The organism is Stenotrophomonas sp. YJH_SMC_8, assembly GCF_059371315.1.
In genome coordinates, this window is record NZ_JCAFUL010000014.1 from 39572 (window position 1) to 57629 (window position 18058).

Sequence of the window (18058 nt, forward strand, 5' to 3'; positions counted from 1 at the left end):
TTGCTCAACCCAACAACACCTCGCGCAACGCCGCGTAATCCGCCGCCAATGGCTCGGCGTGCGCCGGTCGCTGTAGCAACGCATCCAGCGCCGGCGGCACCGCCACCGCTTCGCCGATCAACGGCTCCACCACGGCCTCGAACTTGGCCGGATGTGCGGTGGCCACCACCGCCCAGTCACCCTTGGCGCCGCGCGCACGCAGGTCCTGCAGTACCTTCACCGCCGTCGCCGTGTGCGGACAGAACAGCTCGCCGCGGCTCGCATGCGCCGCCGCAATCGTGGCACGGATGGTCACGTCGTCCACTGCGAACGCGCGGAAGGCCGCGCGCAGCTCTGCGTCATCGCCGTGATAGAGCCAGCGCAGACGCTCGAAGTTGCTCGGTGCGCCCACGTCCATCGCATTGGCCACGGTGGCCACGCTGGCCTGCGGTTGGTAGTCACCGCCATTGAAGTAGGCCGGCAACACAGCGTTGGCATTGGTCGCCAGCACAATCTGCCCGATCGGCACACCCAGCGCACGCGCCAGCACCGCAGCCATTGCGTTGCCAAGGTTGCCGGTCGGCACCACCAGGTTGAGCCGGCGACGGGTTTCAGCATGATGGGTCAGTGCCGCATGCGCGTAGTAGCTCATCTGCGGCAGCAGGCGGCCGAGGCTGATGCTGTTGGCCGAGCTCAACGGCACCTGCGCCTGCAGTTCGCGGTCGGCCAGCGCCTGCTTGACCATGGCCTGGCAGTCGTCGAATGCACCGGCCACGCGCAGCGCCTGGATGTTGTCGCCGAAGCAGCCGAGCTGGTGTGCCTGCCGCGGTGACACGCGGCCATCCGGATACAGCACCACCACCCGCACGCCGGGCTGGCGATGGAACGCCGCCGCCACCGCGGCACCGGTATCGCCGGAGGTGGCGACGACGATCGTCAGGTCGCGGTCCTTGCCGGCCTGCAGCCGCGACAGCGTACCGGCCAGGAACCGCGCACCGATATCCTTGAACGCTGCGGTCGGCCCATGGAACAGCTCCAGCACATGGTCGCCATCGCCGAGCGGGCGCAGCGGCACGGGGAAATCGAACGCTTCCCGGCAGATCGACGGCAACGCAGACTCCAGCGCGTCGCCGGAAAAGAACGGCGCCAGCAGGTCGGCGGCGGTATCGGCCAGCGTCGCACCGGCCTGCAGCTCACGCGGCGCCGGCAGCACCTCGGGCACATACAGCCCACCATCGGGCGCCAGTCCTGCGGCGATGGCCGCGCTGAGGCCAACGGCCGGAGACTGGCCGCGGGTCGAAACAAATTGCATGGGTCGGGTATCCAGTAAGGGGGAAGGATTCAGCACAGCCGGGCTCCCGGCGCGTCCAGCCGCGACACCCAGGCATCGCTGTCAAAGCCGGCACCCGCGAAGGCGGCCCGCACCGGCGCCACCGCGGCGTGGGCCTGGTCGGCGTCTTCGAACCAGGCGAACACGCTGGGACCGGCACCGGAAATGCCTGCACCCATCGCATTCGCCGACAGCGCCGCATCGCGGGCTGCCACGAAACCCGCAATCAGGCCGGCCCGCCGTGGTTCCACCAGCACATCGCGCAGTCCAGCCCGCACCAGCGCCGCATCCCTGCGATGGCAACCACTGAGTACCAGCGCCAGGTTCGCGCTCTGCGCCACGAACTCACCCAGTGCATAGCTGCCCTGCAGTGCCTGGCGGGCGCGACGCGTTTCCAGCACCGCGTGCGGATGCACCAGCAGGCTGTGCCAGTTGGCCGGCACCGTGATCGGCAGCAGGCGATCGGCCGTGCACAGCGCGAGACCGCCCAGCAGCAACGGACCTACGTTGTCACCGTGGCGGCCACCGCTGGCCACCGCCTCGCCATCCAGCGCAAACGGGTAAAGCGCCTCGCGCGACAGTGGCGCATCCAGCAGCGCGTTGGCGGCAACCAGCGCCGCGACGCATGACGCCGCAGAGCCCCCCATGCCGGAACCGAACGGAATGCCTTTGTCGATCTCGACCGCAAAGCCGAAGTCCAGGCCCAGGCCTTCGCGCAGTGACATCAGCGCAGCGCCCGCAGTGTTCCCGGCTGCATCCAGCGGCAGCTCGACCGCACTGCCACGGATCGCTTCGATGCGCACCACCGGCTCCTCGATGCGGCGCACGCTCACGCTATCGCCGACACCGGCAATGGCATGGCCGAGGATGTCGAAGCCCACCGCCACGTTGGCCACCGACGCAGGCGCAAACGCACGTGCGATCACAGGCGCGCTCCTTCACCGGCAGCCACCCGCAGCAGGTCGGCGAACACACCGGCGGCGGTGACTTCGGGGCCGGCGCCCGGCCCCTGCACCACCAACGGATTGTCGCAGTAGCGGCGGGTACGGAACTGCACCACGTTGTCGGTCAGCCGCAGGTTGGCGAAGGCGTGATCGGCCGGCAGCACCTGCAGGCCCACCGAAGCACCATCGGCGCCCAGCCGCGCCACATAACGCAGCACGGCACCGCGCGCCCGCGCATCGTGCAACTTTTCCAGCAGGCTGGCATCGGACTCGCCCAGGCGCGCCATGAAGTCATCCACGCTGCCCTCGCGCAGCAGCGCCGGCACCAGGCTTTCCACCTGCACCTGCTCCAGGCTGAGCGCATGGCCGGCCTCGCGCGCCAGGATCACCAGCTTGCGTGCCACGTCCACGCCGGACAGGTCATCGCGCGGGTCCGGCTCGGTGTAGCCCATCGACCGCGCCTGCGCGACCAGCAAAGAAAATGGCTGGCTGCCGTCGAAGCGGTTGAACAGCCAGGCCAGCGTGCCGGAGAAAATACCTTCGATTGCCAGCACCTCGTCGCCCGTATCCACCAGATCACGCAGCGTGGTGATCACCGGCAGGCCCGCGCCCACCGTGGCCTCGTAGCGGAAGCGCGCACCACTGGCGGCCGCAGCAGCACGGATGCGCTGGTAGCGCGGCAGCGGCCCGGCACCGGCCTGCTTGTTCGGGGTGACCACATGGATGCCGGCCGCCAGCCAGCCCTCATAGCGCTCGGCCACGTCGGCGCTGCCACTGCAGTCAATCACCACCGCATGCGGCAGGTGCGCGGCCAGCAGGTGTTCGGTGAAACGATCGAGGTCGCTGGACTCGCCCGCGTCCTGCAGTGCCTCCCGCCAATCGGCGTGCAGGCCATCCACTTCCAACCGCATGCGCGAGCGCGAGGCCAGCGCACGCAGGCGCAGGTCGACATTGGCCTTGGCCAGCAGTTGCGGGCGCGCCGCCAGCAGCTGGTCAAGCAGCGCCGCGCCGACATTGCCCGGCCCGATCACGCCCACCGCAAACGTCTGCGGCGACAGCCAGAAGCCGGCGTGTGCGGCACGCAATGCGCGGGTGGCATCGGCACTGTCCACCGCCACCGAGATGTTGCGCTCCGACGAGCCCTGCGCGATCGCCAGGATGTTCACCTGCGCACGCCCCAGTGCCTCGAACAGGCGTGCGGCCACGCCCGGCTGCCCGGCCATGCCGTCACCGACCGCCGCAAGGACGCTGACGCCCTCACTGACCTGCACGCGCTGCACCTGCCCGACCGACAGTTCATGCGCGAACGCGTGCAGCAGCGCCTCGCGGCCGCGCGCCGCTTCGGCAGCACGCACCACGCAGCAGATCGAATGCTCTGACGACCCCTGCGAGATCATCACCACCGACACCTGCGCCTGGCGCAGCGCCGCGAACACGCGTTCGGCCGTACCGGGGACACCGATCAGGCCGGTGCCCTCCAGGTTCAGCAGGGCCAGCCCGGGGCTCAGGGTCAGCCCCTTCACCGGCCCACGCGGCGAGCGCTCGGCACTGATGCGCGTACCCGGATGCGCCGGTTGGAACGTGTTGCGGATGAAGATCGGCAGGCCGAGGCGGATCGCTGGCGACATCGTCTGCGGGTGCACCACCTTGGCGCCGAAGTAGGCCAGTTCGCAGGCCTCGTCGTAACTGAGCGATTCCAGCTGCACCGCCTCGGGCACCAGCCGCGGGTCGGCCGACAGCACGCCGTCGACATCGGTCCAGATGTGCAGTTCATCAGCATTGAACAGCGCAGCGAAGATCGCGCCGGAATAGTCGCTGCCGTTGCGGCCGAGCGTGGTGATGCGGTCATGGCGGTCACGGGCAACGAAGCCGGTGGCGACCAGGCGCATCTGCGGATGCCGCAGGCGCCATTTGGCCAGGCGGTCCGCGCTGGCCTCCCAGTCGACATCCACACCCAGTTCGCCATGGCCGACCACCAGCACATCGCGCGCATCCAGCACCGCGCAGTCTTCGCCCAGCGCCTGCAGGTGCGTGCCGAGCAGCTGCGCGGAGAATACTTCGCCCAGGCCCTGCACGCGGTCGAGTACTTCGCGCGGCAGCTCGCCGATCACCGCCAGCGCCGCCAGTACCTCGGCCAACTGCTCGAAGCGGGCATCGATCCATTCCACTGTCTCGCCCACCTGCTCGCCCAGCAGCGCCACGGCGGCGCCCCGATGGCGTGCGCGCAGCGCATGCCAGGCCTCGCGCCACCCTTCGTCGCCCTTGGCCGCCAGCTGCGCCAGCTCGATCAGCGCGTCGGTGACGCCCTTCATCGCAGAGACGACAGTGACCTGCAGCGATTCGGGACGGGCCAGCAGCAGGCCGGCGACATGGCGGTAGCGCTCGGCGTCGGCCACCGACGTGCCGCCGAATTTGTGCACGACAATGGACGGTGCGGCCAGATCGGCCGGGGCAACGGGTTGGGCGGGGGCGTGGGATGACATGCAGACCTCGGCAGGAGGCCCCGTCGCATGCAGGTGTCGAGTTTCCCCGCCACCTGTATGGTGCGGGGCCGTGGTTTTCGGGAGTTACACGAAGACGACGGGCCGCACCAGGCGAGTGGTGACGGTGGTGGTGGTAATGGTGGTGGTGGCGACCGGCGCAGTCGAACGGCCCGCAGTGGCGGGGGCGATCAGGCTGGCGTGGGCGGCATCAAGGACCATGGCGTACAGAAAACACTGCACGCCGGGCGGCTGTCAAGTGCTGCGATGCAAAAATTCGCTGCGGCGATCATCGGCCAACGTGCCGGCATTTGGTTGCAACTGAGACAAAGCCGACATCAGCACGCTTGCGGGCCGTATTCAGCCGGCATGTTCGGCGATTGCCCGCCGCGTGCGATGCGCATGCGCACACATCATCACGCCGGCAACCAGGAACACGATCGCCAGCGCCTCCAGCAGGGAGGGCCAACGCTGCTGCCAGGCAAAGGCATACAGCAACGCGAACAGCGTCTCGAACACGATCATCTGGCCGGTCAGGGTCAGTGGCAGCAGGCGGCTGGCGCGGTTCCAGAACGCATTGCCGAGAATCGAGGCAACCACCGCCACGCCGGCACTGATCGCCCAGAACCCGCTCCACTGCGCCGCCGTGGGGCTGCCGGTATGGCCGATGAAGGCCATCGGCACCAGCAGCAGGGCCAGGCCGCCCGTGGTGACGCCGGTCAACAGTGACCAGTCGTGGCTGGACAGGTCCGGCCGGCGCGCCAGCCAGCGGCTGTTGCCGATCGAGTACAGCGCCCACGAGAACAGCGCGCCAAACGCGCACAACAGGCCGATCAGGCGCTGCCGCCACGGTGTTGCCAGGTGCTCGGACATCAGTGCTTCCCAGCCAACCAGGGCCACGCCGAGCACGCACAGGCCCAGTGCCGGCAGCAGCTGCTTCAAAGGCACTGCACCCTGTTCGCGCACGCCGACCAGGGTGACCACCACCGGAATCAGGCCGACAATCAGCGACGCCGCCGCGCCGCCTGCCCACTGCACCGCGGTGGCCAGCAACAGGAAGTACACGAGGTTGCCGGCCAGGCTCAGCCACAGCAGGCCGATCCATTCGGCACGACCGAGCTTCGGCGCCAGCCGTTTCCAGCGCGGCAGCAACAGGGCTACGGCAATCAGGCCATAGACCAGGTAGCGGCCGGCGGACAGTTGCAGGGCGTTGAACGACTGCAGCACAGCGGGCGCGAGGAAGACCACGCCCCACAGCGCGCCAGCGGCAACGCCATTGGCGATGCCCAGGGCCATCGGGTTGTTGCGCATTCGGGTTCTTCGGGGGAGAGAGAACAGGCCGCGCAGTGTAAGCGCTGGCCGGTGCACGCTCTTGACCCAGGCTACTGCCCTGCGCTGCCGCTGATCTGTAGAGCGGAGCCTATGCTCGGCTGCCTTTGTCTACGCAGCGGGCAATCGCAGCCGAGCGTGGGCTCGACTGCTTTTGCACCAGCCATCCCGCGAACGGCCGCCGAGCATGGCTCGACGCTAAAGTCCTGCACCCCGGCGCCACGCTGCGGGGGTCTGGCCACACTCGCGGCGCAGCGCACGGGTCAGTGCGCTCTGCTCGGAATAGCCTGCCGCAAGTGCGATGTCACTGATCGGCGCAACGCCTGTGCGCAGCTGGTGCTTGGCCCAGCGCAACCGGCATGCACTGAGCCATGCCTGCGGGCTGAGCCCGAACTCACGCTGGAACAGCGCATGCAAGCGGCTCTCACTGACACCCACGAACGCCGCCATGCGCGCCACCGGCCACGCCTGGCCGGGCTCCGCCTGCACTGCCGCGCACAGCCCCTGCATGCGTGCGCCACTGCCGGCCGGGGCAAACACCTGCAGCAACTGCGGCAACAGCGCCGGCATCGGTTGCCCTGCCTGCACGCTGGCAAGGCGCTGGCGCAGCGCCAATGGCAGGTAGAGCCAGCGCTGGCGGCACAGATGTTCCTGCGTGCCGTCATCAAGCACGCCCGGGGCACAATCGACGATCACGAAACCATTCGGCCCATCAGCCATCTGGTCATGCGCCTCGCCGGCGGCAACGAACGCCCCCTGCAGGACGTCCAGGCGACCACCGCGGCCTTCCATTTCGAACTGCAGTTCACCCTGCAGTGGCAGCACCCACTGCGCGTAGTCATGGCGGTCCAGGCCGGTGGCCTGGCCGTAGTGCCGCAGGTGGAAGATGGCGCCCATCGGCGCAGTGTGCGCGTGTAATACCGGCCGCGCAAACCGCTGATATAGTCGATCCGTCATCCAACGCAGGGAGTGCAGGTCATGACCGATCAGTACGTGCGCCTGGCGCTTGCTGCCAGCCTCGGCCTGGCCCTCGCCGCGACGGCCTCCGCACAGCAACGTACGCCACCGGCACCGCATTGCATGGACGCTGTCGGAGTGCAGGAAGTGGAGCAGGCCTCGCCGCGCTCGATTGCCCTGCGCGCTGCGTCCGGCCAGGCCTATCGCATCGATTTCAGCGAGGATTGCCCGGGGGTCCGCGCAGCCACCACGTTGAAGCTGGAAGCGCCCGCCGGTTGGGCCTGCGGCCGACCCAGCGAGCGCGTCGTGGTTGACGGCCGCAGCTGCGCCGTCAGCGCGGTCACGCCGGTACAGAACCGCGACTATGCCAGCGTGGCCCGCGACAGCGACCGCCTGCGCACCGCTACCCTGCCCACCATGACCATCCGCGAACGCAAGGAGGTGCGCCGCAGCTTCGGCGGCTCGCCCTCGTACTGCTTCGCGACCCGCAACGTGCGCGCATGGTCGTCCGACCCGCAGGGCATGCTGGTGGAGACCAATCCGCGCCGCAATGGCGGGCATCGCTACTACCGCGTGGAACTCGGCAGCCATTGCCGCCAGCTCGATCGTGCGCCACAGCTCAGCTTCCACTCCGGCCTGCAGAATGGCCTGATCTGCGGCAATCCCGGCGACCGGGTCACGACCGCCGGGTTCGAAGCAGGCGACCTGCGCCATGACGGGATCGCGCCGCTGCCGCAGTACACCCGCGGCAGCTGCACGATCCAGGCGGTCTACCTGGCCTCCGGCCAGGCGTCGAACTAACCGTCGACGCCAAGGAAGGTGAACGGTGCGCTGGGCACGAACTGGCCCAGTGCATCGCCGGCGAAGGTATTGCGCTGGTCCTTGCCGAGGTCGAGCTTGAGTACCTTGCCGGCGAAATCGACCTTGTTCAGGTCGACCCAGAACGTGTTCGGGGTCAGCGCCGATTCGAAGAAGTACAGCCGCCGCTTGTGGTCAGCCACGGTTCGCCAGCGCGTGGATGAAATGTTCGGCTCGCCCGGCGTGGTGATGCCATACGGCACCGAGGTGTTGCGGATCACGCTGAACACACTGGCCAGGGCCACCACCGGGTCTTCCGCCTTGGGAATGGCGTTGATGTAGAACGAGGCGCGCGCGAAACGGTCCGCGGAGCGGTTGGTGCCGGGCAGCATCACCGTGCCGCCGATCTGCTGCCAGTAGGTGTTGAGCGCCAGCTGCTGCTCGAAGATCGGCGAGTTGGTCATCACCTGGTAGCGCCGGTCATGGTGGATCACCTGGCGACCGCCGATGTACTCGACGATGGCGCTGTCGCCGCTGGCATCGGACAGTGACAGATGCAGTGTTGCCTGCCGATCCTCGCCGGGCACCTTGTCGGTGACGATGGAGTACGGCTCCCGCTTCAGCGCTGCCACGGCCTCCTCCACCGTAGCGAAGTTGTCCAGCACGTACTGTGCCCACAGCGAGATCGCCAGGCCCGGTTTGTTGCCGCGCTGCTGTGGATACTCCGATTCGACCAGCCACAGCAGGTTGGCCACCAGGCCCTTTTCGTTCATGCCATCAGTGGTCGACACGTCGTAGCCGGTCGCCACCACCGAGCCGTAGCGCGCGGTCCAGGCCAACGACTTCGGGCCAGCCTGGCCGGTGCGCGCCATGCCGCGCGGCAGTATGTAGAGGTTGGTCGCCACATCGACCTTCCAGTCCATCGAGCGCGCGGTGATCACATCACCGTTGTCGCCCAGGTACACCGCGCGCGTGCAGGCAAGAGCCGGTGCCACGGCTGCGGCCAGCGCGACCACCAGCATCCCCCTTCCCATCCACTTCATCCGTGCCATGTCATTGCACTCCTTTCCCCGTGATCCAGGGATAGGACCCCAAGCAGGGTGACACAGGGGTGAAGCCTCAACGGACGAAGCGGTCGTGCAGCCAGAATCCTGCAAGCATCGACGGCACGAACCACAGGGATTCGCGCGATGCCACGGCCAGCCCGGCGATGGCTGGGCCCGGGCAATAGCCCGCCCAGCCCCAGCCGACGCCGAACAGCGCGGCACCCAGCAGCAGGCGAGCATCGACACCCCGGGCAGCAGGCAGCTGGAAGTGGAGCGCAAACCACGGCTGCACGCGCCGCAGCACCCAACGCTGCCCGACCGCACTGACCAGCAGCGCCGAGCCAAGCACCCACATCAACGTGGGATCGAAGTCGCCGGTGATGTCGAGGAAGCCGAGGACACGACGCGCGTCGGTCATTCCCGAAAGCGCCAACCCCATGCCAAACAATGCGCCCGCCGCGCCGGCGGCCCAGACTGCGCGGCTCATGCCAGGCCTCCACCATGACGGATCAGCAAGGTGGTCAGCATCGCGCAGGCCATGAACACCAGCACGGCTGCCAGCGATCGCTTCGAACCGCGGGCCATGCCGCAGACGCCGTGACCGCTGGTACAGCCATTGCCCAGCCGTGTACCGAAGCCGACCAGCAGGCCGGCTCCCATCAACTGCCAGGCCGGCAAAGCATCACGCAGCAACTCGCGTGGCGATGCCTCGGGCACCGATTGCCACCACAGCACCAGTCCAGCCGACGCGAGCAGGCCGGCCAGGAAGGCCCAGCGCCAGCCGCGCTCGCCTTTGGCTGCGTGCAGGCTGCCCGCGGCGATGCCGCTGATGCCCGCCACGCGTCCGATGGTGGCGAGCAACAGCACCGCAGCGGCGCCGATCAACGCACCGCCTGCCACCGCACTCCATGGCAGGTTCATGCCCCACCCTCTTCGCTGCCGCACATGGGATTGCCCATTTATTTAGATTATTCTAAATTAGATCATCCTAAACAAAATGGTCAACCATGGCCCGCACCCAGCTCGACAGCGCCGCGATGGCCGAACACGCTTCACAGGCAGCCACGCTGCTCAAAAGCCTGGCGCACCCGGCCCGGTTGCGGGTGCTGTGCCGCCTGGTCGAAGGTGAGGCACCGGTGCCGGAACTGCAGGCACTGACCGGCCTGAGCGCATCGGCGCTGTCACAGCACCTGGCGGTACTGCGCGGACTGGATATCGTGGCGACCCGGCGCGAAGCACAGGCAATCCACTACCGGGTCGTTGAAGGGCCGGCGCTGGGCGTGCTGCAGGCGCTGCATGCGGCCTACTGCGGTGGTACTTCGCGCTGAATCCGGCGCAGGCCTTCAGCCAGCGTGCAGCGCCGGCTGCACCACCTGATCGAGCAGGTCCACCGGCGTCGGTGCCGAACGGTCGCCCTGCAGGGCCCGGGTGAATCCGGACCAGTCGCTGGAAGAAAGCTGGCGCAGCATCGCCGCGTCGACCGGGAGCGAACGCATCGCCCAATAGGGAAACTGGCGCTGGCCCAGGCGCCCGCGTCCCAGTTCGATGATGTCGATGTGGCTTCCTGCCTGCAGGATGCGCTCGTAGACCGAATCGATGCCGTCTGGTGGGCCTTCGATGTACTGCAGGAAACGCTCGCCGTCATGCAGCAGCACACCGGTCACCCCTGCCAGCTTGTTGAAACGTGCCGCGTCCTCGACCAGCCGATGCAGGCGCTCGGCGGAAAGGTCCGGCAGCGCCCGGCTGACGTAGGCGATAGCGCGCAATGGCATGGTGCTTCCTTGACAGGATGTGCATCCACGGTAGCAGTTGCGGACGAGTCCGTCTCAGTCCGCCGGGACGTTGCCTGAAGAGTTCAGGTTGCCGCCATGACCGCGCCGTCGCAACGCCGTGGCAGCACTGCCTCGAACACCACCTGCCCCGCTTCGTTGCGGGCCGCAATGCGCCCGCCGTGCGCGCGGACGAACTGATCGACGATGTACAGGCCAAGGCCCAGGCCCTTGCTCTGGTGGAAGCTGGCCTTGAAGGGTTCGAACAGTCGCGGCAACAGCGCGTCATCGATCCGGCCGGCGTTGCTGACCCGCAGCAGCACGCTGCGCGGGTCGCGCCCATCCACCTCCACCCTCGCCTCGCTGCCATGGGTCAGCGCGTTGCCGACCAGGTTGGCGGCGACCTGGCCAAGGCGATCCAGATCGCCCTGCAGCCGCGTGTCTCCCTGCATGTCCAGGCGGATCCGATCCATCCCATGCGCGCTGCCCGCTTCGGCCACTACCGCGCGCGTCACGTCGGCCAGGTCGCAGGCACTTGCCTCCAGCCTCAGGCCACCGCTGCGGATCCGCGAGAAATCCAGCAGCTGCTCGACCATCCGCGCCATCCGCAGGGTGCTGGCTTCCAGATACTGAAGGGTCTGCTGCGCGCCTGCGTTGCCTTCCGGAAGCTCCAGCGCCAGCTTGTCGGTGCACAGCAGGATCGCCGACAGCGGCGTGCGCAGATCGTGGGTCAGCACCGCGGCCATCGTCTCGTTGAGCTTCAACGCGCGCTCCAGTGCCTCGTTGCGCGCCTTCAGCAGCTGCCGCTGCTGGTACAGCTCGATGAAGACGTTGACCTTGCTCAGGATCACCTGTGGCGCCACCGGCTTGTGCAGGAAATCCACTGCGCCGCTCTCGTAGCCCTTGAAGACGCGCAGCGGATCGTCAGGCGAGGCGGTCAGGAAGATGATCGGCACGTCGCGGCTTCGATGCGAACCGCGCATCAGTTCGGCCAGGGTGAAACCATCGATCTCCGGCATGTGCACGTCGAGCAGGGCCAGCGCTACTTCGTGCTCCAGCAGCAGCTCCAGTGCCTGCGCGCCCGAGGCAGCCAGCAGCAGGTTGACCCCTTCGCGCTGCAGCAATGCCTGCATGGCTACCAGGTTCTGCGGCACGTCGTCGACGATCAGCAGGTTGACCGGGGTCTGCGACTGCGCAGGGTCCGGTGGCAACAGGTTCATGCAAACAACTCCTTCAGGCGGCGACACATCATTTCAAGAGGCAGCACGGCATCGGCACCGGCGTGCTGCAGGGCGGACGCCGGCATCATCGACGCCTCGGCTTCCTCGGGACATTGCAGCCAGGCACGGCCACCGGCAGCACGCACTGCGGCGACACCTTCGCTGCCATCGCTGCTGGCACCGGTCAGCAACAGTGCAAGCACCTGCGGGCCGAACACCGCGGCGGCGGATTCAAACAGCGGGTCGATGGCCGGCCGCGAGAACAGCACCGGCGCATCCACCGACAACGCCAGCGAACCGGCGTCTTCCACCAGCAGGTGGTAGTCCGGTGGCGCGAACGTCACCGTACCGGGCTGCAGTGGCTGCTTGTCCTCGGCCTCGCGCACCGGCAACGCGCAGTACGGCGCCAGCACCTCGGCGATGCGGCTGGTGCGGTCACGCGGCAGGTGCAGCACGGCCAGCACCGGCGCCGGCAACCCCGACGGCAACGCACCCAGCACGGCCTGCAGGGCCGCGACCCCACCCGCCGACGCACCGACCACCAGCAGCGCGGGACGCGCCGGCACCACCATCAGGCCACCTTCCGGTACAGGCGGTGCTCGCGCGAACAGACCTCGAAGGCATCGTGGTGGCGCCCGAACTGCAGCGACTCCTTGCTACCCAGGCCGAGGAAGCCACGATGCACCAGCGCCTCGCGGAACAGGCCGACGGCGCGGTCCTGCAGGTCGCGGTTGAAATAGATCAGCACGTTGCGGCACGACACCAGGTGCACTTCGGAGAACACCGTATCGGTGGCCAGGCTGTGATCGGCGAACACCACGTTGCGGCGCAGCTGGCGGTCGAACACTGCACCGTCATAGGCGGTGGCGTAGTAGTCGGACAAGGACGCCGTGCCGCCGGCAGCCAGGTAGTTGCGGCTGAACTGGGCCATCCGGTCGATGCCATAGGCGCCAGCCTCGGCCGTGGCCAGCGCCGACGGGTTGATGTCGGTGGCGTAGACGATGCTGCGCTCGAGCAGGCCTTCCTCGTGCAGCAGGATCGCCAGCGACCACACTTCTTCACCGGTGCTGCAGCCGGCCACCCACAGCTTCACCGAGGGATAGGTGCGCAGTACCGGTACCACCTGCTCGCGCAGCTCACGGAAATAGGCCGGATCACGGAACATCTCCGAGACCTGCACGGTGAAGAACTGCATGGCCTGGGCAAACAGTTCCGGCTCGTGCAGCAGGCGGTGCTGCAGGTCAGACAGGCGCTCACATTCGTAACGCAGCATGGCCTGGCGCATGCGCCGGCGCAGCGACGATACCGCGTAGCTGCGGAAATCATAGTGGTAGCGCTGGTAAAGCGCCTCCAGCAGGACCTTCAGCTCCAGGTCGAACAGGGCCTGTTCGTTCATTGCCGCGAGCACCAGACCCGGCACAGCGAGACCAGCTTGTCGACGTCGATCGGCTTGGCGATGTAATCGTTGGCGCCGGCCTGCAGGCAGCGCTCGCGATCGTCGGGCATGGCCTTGGCGGTCAGCGCGATGATCGGCAGGTCCTGCAGGTGGCGCTGCGCACGGATTTCGCGCATCGCGGCCAAGCCATCCTTCTCCGGCATCATGATGTCCATCAGCACCAGATCGACGTCCCGCTCGGCCAAGCGGTCCACCGCTTCCTGGCCGTTGCGTGCGATCTCCAGCGTCACACCCAGCGGCTCGAGCACACTGGACAACGCGAAGATGTTGCGCACGTCGTCTTCGGCCAGCAGCACGGTACGGCCATCGAGCACGGTGTCACGACGGCGGGCCTCGCGCAGCAGGCGCTGCTGGTCGCTCGGCAGGCTGGCCTCCACGCTGTGCAGGAACAGGGTCACTTCGTCGAGCAGGCGTTCGGGCGAACGCGCGCCCTTGATGATGATGCTCTTCGAGTAGCGGCGCAGGCGCTGTTCTTCCTCGCGGCTCAGCGCGCGGCCGGTGTAGACGATCACCGGCGGGAAGCCGACATCGTCGTTGCCGGCCATGTGCTCGAGCAGGTCGTAGCCGCTGCCGTCGGGCAACGACAGGTCCATCACCATGCAGTCGAAGGTGACCGTGCTGAGCTGCTCCAGCGCACCGGCCAGGGTGCCCACCGCGACAATCTGCAACTGCTCGCGACCCAGCAGCAGTTCCAGGTTGTGGCGCAGCTCGTTGTCGTCCTCGACGATCAGCAGGCGCCGCACGTCGCGCTGGCTGGTCTGCTCCAGCTGCTCGATGGCCGACACCAGCCGTTCGCGCGTGGTCGGCTTGATCGCAAAACCAATCGCACCGAGTTCGCGCGCGACCTGGCTGCGGTCCATCGCCGAGACCACGTGCACCGGAATGTGGCGGGTATCGGGGTTGCGCTTCAGGCGTTCCAGCACGCTCAGGCCGGACACGTCCGGCAGGCCGATATCGAGCAGGATGCCGTTCGGGCGCAGTTCGCTGGCCAGGGCCAGCGCCTCCTCGGCGGTCCCGGCCACCACGCAGTCGAAGTCCAGCTCGTGAGCCAGTGCCACCAGGGCTTCGGCAAAGGTGGCGTCGTCCTCCACCGCCAGGATCAGCCGGCCGGCACGCTGGCGGCGGCCGCGATCATCGGCCACGCTGGCGGCGCCAGACGCAGGTGATGGCGCAACCACAGGCGCAGTCGGGATGCGTGCATCGACCACCGCTACCGCAGGCTGCGGCAACGGAGATGCGGCAACGGGGGTGTCGCCGGGCACAGACACCGGGGCGCCTTGCAACGGCAGTTCCAGGATGAAGCAGCTGCCTCGACCCGGTTCGCTGTCGACCTGGATGCTGCCGCCCATGCGTTCGGCAAGGTCGCGCGAGATAGACAGGCCCAGGCCGGTGCCGCCATAGCGACGCCGGGTACTGCCGTCGGCCTGGCGGAACGCCTCGAAGATGACCTGCAGCTGCTCCCGCGCGATGCCGATGCCGCTGTCGCTGACCTCGAACCGGACGCGGCCATTGCCACCCGCGCGGACCTGCAAGCCGACCCTGCCGTGCTCGGTGAACTTCAGGGCGTTGGCCAGCAGATTCTTCAGGATCTGCTGCAGGCGCTGGCTGTCGGCCATCAGCTGGCTTGGCGCCAGTGCGTCGGCCTCGATCTGCAGGGACAGGCCCTTCTGCCGCGCCATCGGCTCGAACGTCTCGCGCAGGCGCTGCAGCACGCTGTCCACCACCACCACTTCGTCGGCCAGCTCGACGTGGCCGGCCTCGATGCGGGACAGGTCGAGGATGTCGTTGATCAGCGCCAGCAGGTCATTGTTGGACGACAGGATCGCGCGGGCGTACTTCACCTGCTCTTCGGTGAGCGTGCCGTCCTTGTTGTCGGCCAGCAGCTTGGCCAGGATCAGCGAGCTGTTCAGCGGCGTGCGCAGCTCGTGCGACATGTTGGCCAGGAATTCGGACTTGTAGCGCGACGTAGCCGCCAGCTCGTTGCTGTTGCGCACCAGCTGTGACTGTGCAACCAGCAGCGCCTGCTTCTGCGCCTCCAGCTCATGGGTGCGCTCTTCCAGCTGGACGTTGCTCTGTTCCAGTTCGGCCTGCTGTTCTTCCAGATGGCTCTGCGACTGCAGCAGGCTTCGGCTCTGCTCTTCCAGCTCCTCGTTGGCCACGCGCAGCTCTTCCTGCTGCGCCTGGAGCTCCTCGCCCTGGCGCTGCGACTCTTCCAGCAGCACAACCAGCTGCGCGCGCAGCAGCGAGGCCCGCAGTGCCATGCCGATCGTCTCGGCGCAGCGCTCCAGCAGCTCGCGGTCCAGATCGCGCTGCCCGCCCGTCCGGGCGCGTCCCAGTTCGATGATGCCGACCACGGTGCCGTCACTGCTGATCGGCGCCAGGATGCGCTCGCGCACCGGCAGGCGCCCCAGGCTGGTCTGCAGTTCAAGCACAGCGTCGTCGCCACCCTGCAGGTGACGGATGCGCTCGTCCCGCGCCACCTGCCCGGCAACACCCTCCTGCAATGCCAGCGACGCCGGCATGCCGGACGGCAACGCCAGGCCACCGGTCAGCTGCAACCGCCCTCCGTCCAGCCGATATACGGCACCGACGTCCGCCTGCAGCTGGGCGCCCAGGCTGGTGGCTGCCGCCTCGGCAATCTGCTCCGGACCGAGGTCGCCGCGCAGGCTCATCGCCACTGCGTTCTCGGCCTCCTGCAGCCACAGCGCCCGCATTGCTTCCCGGCGTGCCTGGATCGCGCGGGAAACGATCAGCGCGATCATCAGGAACGCACAACCGCCGATGCTTCGGTTGACCAGCGAGAACGCCGAATTCGAGCTGGCCGGGGCGATGTTGAACCCGATGACCAGCAGGACGCAGGCGAGCACGGCCACGATGAACGGCGCGCGTGGACTGCGCTGGAACACCGTGACGCCCACGGCCAGGAAATAGGCCAGCCACACGGCATAGCCTAGTGGAACCACCAGTTCCAGGGCGATGGTTGCCGCCAGCAGCACGGCGGAGGTCATCCAGATCCAGCGGTCACGCGTGGTCGCACCAGGACGCATGCAGGTCGGTTCCAGAACACAAAGGGTCGGTGATGTTACTCCGTGTCGTATTCAGCCGCACAGGACAAATGGCACGTGCCACGCCTCCACACACTCTTCACACTGCACTGCCTAGCTTCACGTCCCTCCCAGGGGTAATGCTCATTTCCACGTGGACGCAGCCGCTTCTACGACGTCCGTGCTGACGGACCCTTCCCGACAACTGCGACTGCTGATCGACAGCGTGCGCGACCATGCGCTGTACCTGCTTGATCCGGAAGGCGTGGTCTGCAGCTGGAACCCGGGTGCCGAACGCATCAAGGGCTATTCAGCCGATGAAGTGGTAGGAACGCACTTCAGCCGCTTCTACCTGGCCAACGACCGCGATGCCGGTGAACCACAGCGCCTGCTCCGCCTGGCGGCGCAGCATGGCCACGTTGCCAGTGAAGGCTGGCGGGTACGCCGCGATGGCTCCTCGTTCCGTGCCAGCGTGGTCATCGAGCCGGTCGTCGAGGCGGGCGAGCTGCTCGGCTTCGTCAAGATCACCCGCGACATCACCGAGCAGTGGCAGGCACAGCGGCTGCTGCGCGATGCCCAGCGTGCACTGCGCAACACCCAGCAGTTCGAGACCGTCGGCCGCCTCAGCCGCGGCCTGTCGCATGAGTTCAACAACCTGCTGACCACCATCGGCAACGCGCTGGACCTGTTGTCGCTGCGCGTAAGTGGTGACGATGCCCGCGCGGCCGAGCTGCTGGATGTTGCGCAGGCCGCCACCGACCGCGGCGCGCTGCTGACCCGCCAGCTGCTGGCGTTCAGCACCGGCCAGACCCTGATCCGCGAGCCCGTGGACATCAATACGCTGGTACGGCAATGGCTGCCGGACCTGCAGCGCGCCTGCCCACCAACGGTGGTGCTGGATGCCCAGCTGACGCCCGGCCTGCCCGCGGTGAATACCGATGCGATGCAGCTGCAGACCGCACTGGCCAATCTGGTGGCCAATGCCGCCGACGCCACCCTCGAGGGTGGGCGCATCCTGATCGGCTCCGCACTGGAGCATCGCCTCGACCCGGATGCGGACTCCACGCTGCAACGTGGCTATGTCACGCTCAGCGTCTGCGATGAGGGCCACGGAATGGCGGCCGACATCGCCGAACGGGCCACCGAGCCCTTCTTCACCACCAAGGACATCGGCAAGGGCAGCGGCCTGGGCCTGAGCCAGGTGTTCGGATTCACTACCCAGAGCGGCGGCTTCGTCGACGTGTCCACCACGCCCGGTGTCGGCACCACGGTCAGCCTGCTGCTACCCGCAATGGAGGACCCTGCCCATGACCGATGACCCGATCCGCGTACTGATGGTCGAAGACCAGACCGATCTGCGTGAAATGATCGGCCTGGCCCTGCGCGACCTTGGCATCGACGTGGCCACGACCGCCGACGCGCATGAGGCCGCGGCCCTGCTGAAGGGGGAGGCACGTTTCGACGTGGTGTTCAGCGACGTCAGCATGCCCAACGGCATGTCCGGCATCGAGCTGAGCGAGCATGTGGCTCGCGAACAGCCGCAGGCACGGATGATCCTGTCGTCCGGCTATGCCCGTTCGCAGCTGCCGCCGCTGCCCGAGCAGGTGGAGTTCCTGCCCAAGCCCTATCGCCTGCGCCAGCTGGTGCAGCTGCTCAGGCAGGAATGATCCGTCGCCGGGCATGGCCCGGCGTATCCGTTCCTGTAG

At 67.7% G+C, this 18058-nt stretch carries 18 protein-coding genes; 4 read left to right on the forward strand and 14 right to left on the reverse strand.

The window, feature by feature from the left end; genetic code table 11:
- Positions 1–4: 4 nt before the first annotated feature.
- The 6 genes from thrC to AC5P88_RS16420 all read right to left on the reverse strand — a co-directional run bounded on the left by thrC (position 5) and on the right by AC5P88_RS16420 (position 6959).
- A complete protein-coding gene (thrC, locus tag AC5P88_RS16395) occupies positions 5–1291 on the reverse strand; it encodes a threonine synthase (protein WP_495225530.1) in 1287 nt (428 codons plus the stop codon).
- A gap of 29 nt (positions 1292–1320) precedes the next feature.
- Positions 1321–2235 (reverse strand): homoserine kinase, encoded by a 915-nt coding sequence (locus AC5P88_RS16400; RefSeq protein WP_495225531.1) that lies wholly within the window; start codon positions 2233–2235, stop codon positions 1321–1323.
- Positions 2232–4736, reverse strand: a complete 2505-nt coding sequence (thrA, locus tag AC5P88_RS16405; protein ID WP_495225532.1) for a bifunctional aspartate kinase/homoserine dehydrogenase I — start codon at positions 4734–4736, stop codon at positions 2232–2234. The genes AC5P88_RS16400 and thrA overlap by 4 nt, the downstream gene beginning before the upstream one ends.
- A gap of 84 nt (positions 4737–4820) precedes the next feature.
- The gene (locus tag AC5P88_RS16410) at positions 4821–4976 is read right to left on the reverse strand and encodes a hypothetical protein (RefSeq protein WP_495225533.1); all 156 of its coding nucleotides are present in this window, start codon (positions 4974–4976) and stop codon (positions 4821–4823) included.
- A 117-nt stretch (positions 4977–5093) separates the two neighbouring features.
- The gene (locus AC5P88_RS16415) at positions 5094–6044 is read right to left on the reverse strand and encodes a DMT family transporter (protein WP_495225535.1); all 951 of its coding nucleotides are present in this window, start codon (positions 6042–6044) and stop codon (positions 5094–5096) included.
- A 216-nt stretch (positions 6045–6260) separates the two neighbouring features.
- The gene (locus tag AC5P88_RS16420) at positions 6261–6959 is read right to left on the reverse strand and encodes a helix-turn-helix domain-containing protein (RefSeq protein WP_106549674.1); all 699 of its coding nucleotides are present in this window, start codon (positions 6957–6959) and stop codon (positions 6261–6263) included.
- Between the two features lie 81 nt (positions 6960–7040).
- Here AC5P88_RS16420 and AC5P88_RS16425 point away from each other — a divergent pair, with 81 nt between their 5' ends.
- Positions 7041–7820 carry a DUF6491 family protein gene (locus AC5P88_RS16425; RefSeq protein ID WP_495225536.1) on the forward strand — a complete coding sequence of 260 codons (780 nt, stop codon included), beginning with the start codon at positions 7041–7043 and terminating at the stop codon, positions 7818–7820.
- Here AC5P88_RS16425 and AC5P88_RS16430 read toward each other — a convergent pair.
- From AC5P88_RS16430 to AC5P88_RS16440, 3 genes are all read right to left on the reverse strand, one after another.
- Positions 7817–8869 (reverse strand): linear amide C-N hydrolase, encoded by a 1053-nt coding sequence (locus tag AC5P88_RS16430; protein WP_495225537.1) that lies wholly within the window; start codon positions 8867–8869, stop codon positions 7817–7819. The two genes, AC5P88_RS16425 and AC5P88_RS16430, sit on opposite strands and share 4 nt — an antisense overlap.
- Before the next feature lie 67 nt (positions 8870–8936).
- Entirely contained in the window at positions 8937–9350 is a 414-nt protein-coding gene (locus AC5P88_RS16435) for a DUF6691 family protein (RefSeq protein ID WP_495225538.1), read from the reverse strand.
- Positions 9347–9784, reverse strand: coding sequence for a YeeE/YedE family protein (locus tag AC5P88_RS16440; protein ID WP_495225539.1), 438 nt, complete (start codon positions 9782–9784; stop codon positions 9347–9349). The genes AC5P88_RS16435 and AC5P88_RS16440 overlap by 4 nt, the downstream gene beginning before the upstream one ends.
- 86 nt (positions 9785–9870) lie before the next feature.
- Between AC5P88_RS16440 and AC5P88_RS16445 the strand changes: the two genes are divergently transcribed.
- Positions 9871–10191: an ArsR/SmtB family transcription factor gene (locus AC5P88_RS16445; protein WP_106549669.1), complete on the forward strand. Its 321-nt coding sequence runs from the start codon at positions 9871–9873 to the stop codon at positions 10189–10191.
- A gap of 15 nt (positions 10192–10206) precedes the next feature.
- Here AC5P88_RS16445 and AC5P88_RS16450 read toward each other — a convergent pair whose 3' ends face one another.
- The 5 genes from AC5P88_RS16450 to AC5P88_RS16470 form a co-directional block, all read right to left on the reverse strand.
- Positions 10207–10635, reverse strand: a complete 429-nt coding sequence (locus AC5P88_RS16450; protein ID WP_106549668.1) for a BLUF domain-containing protein — start codon at positions 10633–10635, stop codon at positions 10207–10209.
- Between the two features lie 83 nt (positions 10636–10718).
- Positions 10719–11852 carry a hybrid sensor histidine kinase/response regulator gene (locus tag AC5P88_RS16455; protein WP_495225540.1) on the reverse strand — a complete coding sequence of 378 codons (1134 nt, stop codon included), beginning with the start codon at positions 11850–11852 and terminating at the stop codon, positions 10719–10721.
- Positions 11849–12424, reverse strand: a complete 576-nt coding sequence (locus tag AC5P88_RS16460) for a chemotaxis protein CheB (RefSeq protein WP_106549666.1) — start codon at positions 12422–12424, stop codon at positions 11849–11851. Before AC5P88_RS16460 ends, AC5P88_RS16455 begins: the two co-directional genes overlap by 4 nt.
- A complete protein-coding gene (locus tag AC5P88_RS16465) occupies positions 12424–13248 on the reverse strand; it encodes a CheR family methyltransferase (protein WP_286075724.1) in 825 nt (274 codons plus the stop codon). Before AC5P88_RS16465 ends, AC5P88_RS16460 begins: the two co-directional genes overlap by 1 nt.
- Complete coding sequence (locus AC5P88_RS16470) at positions 13245–16355, reverse strand: response regulator (protein WP_495225542.1); 3111 nt, start codon at positions 16353–16355, stop codon at positions 13245–13247. Before AC5P88_RS16470 ends, AC5P88_RS16465 begins: the two co-directional genes overlap by 4 nt.
- A 151-nt stretch (positions 16356–16506) precedes the next feature.
- Here AC5P88_RS16470 and AC5P88_RS16475 point away from each other — a divergent pair, with 151 nt between their 5' ends.
- Together AC5P88_RS16475 and AC5P88_RS16480 are read left to right on the forward strand one after the other, a co-directional pair.
- Complete coding sequence (locus AC5P88_RS16475; RefSeq protein WP_495225544.1) at positions 16507–17670, forward strand: two-component system sensor histidine kinase NtrB; 1164 nt, start codon at positions 16507–16509, stop codon at positions 17668–17670.
- Positions 17660–18019, forward strand: coding sequence for a response regulator (locus AC5P88_RS16480; protein ID WP_106549663.1), 360 nt, complete (start codon positions 17660–17662; stop codon positions 18017–18019). The genes AC5P88_RS16475 and AC5P88_RS16480 overlap by 11 nt, the downstream gene beginning before the upstream one ends.
- Positions 18020–18058: the final 39 nt, after the last annotated feature.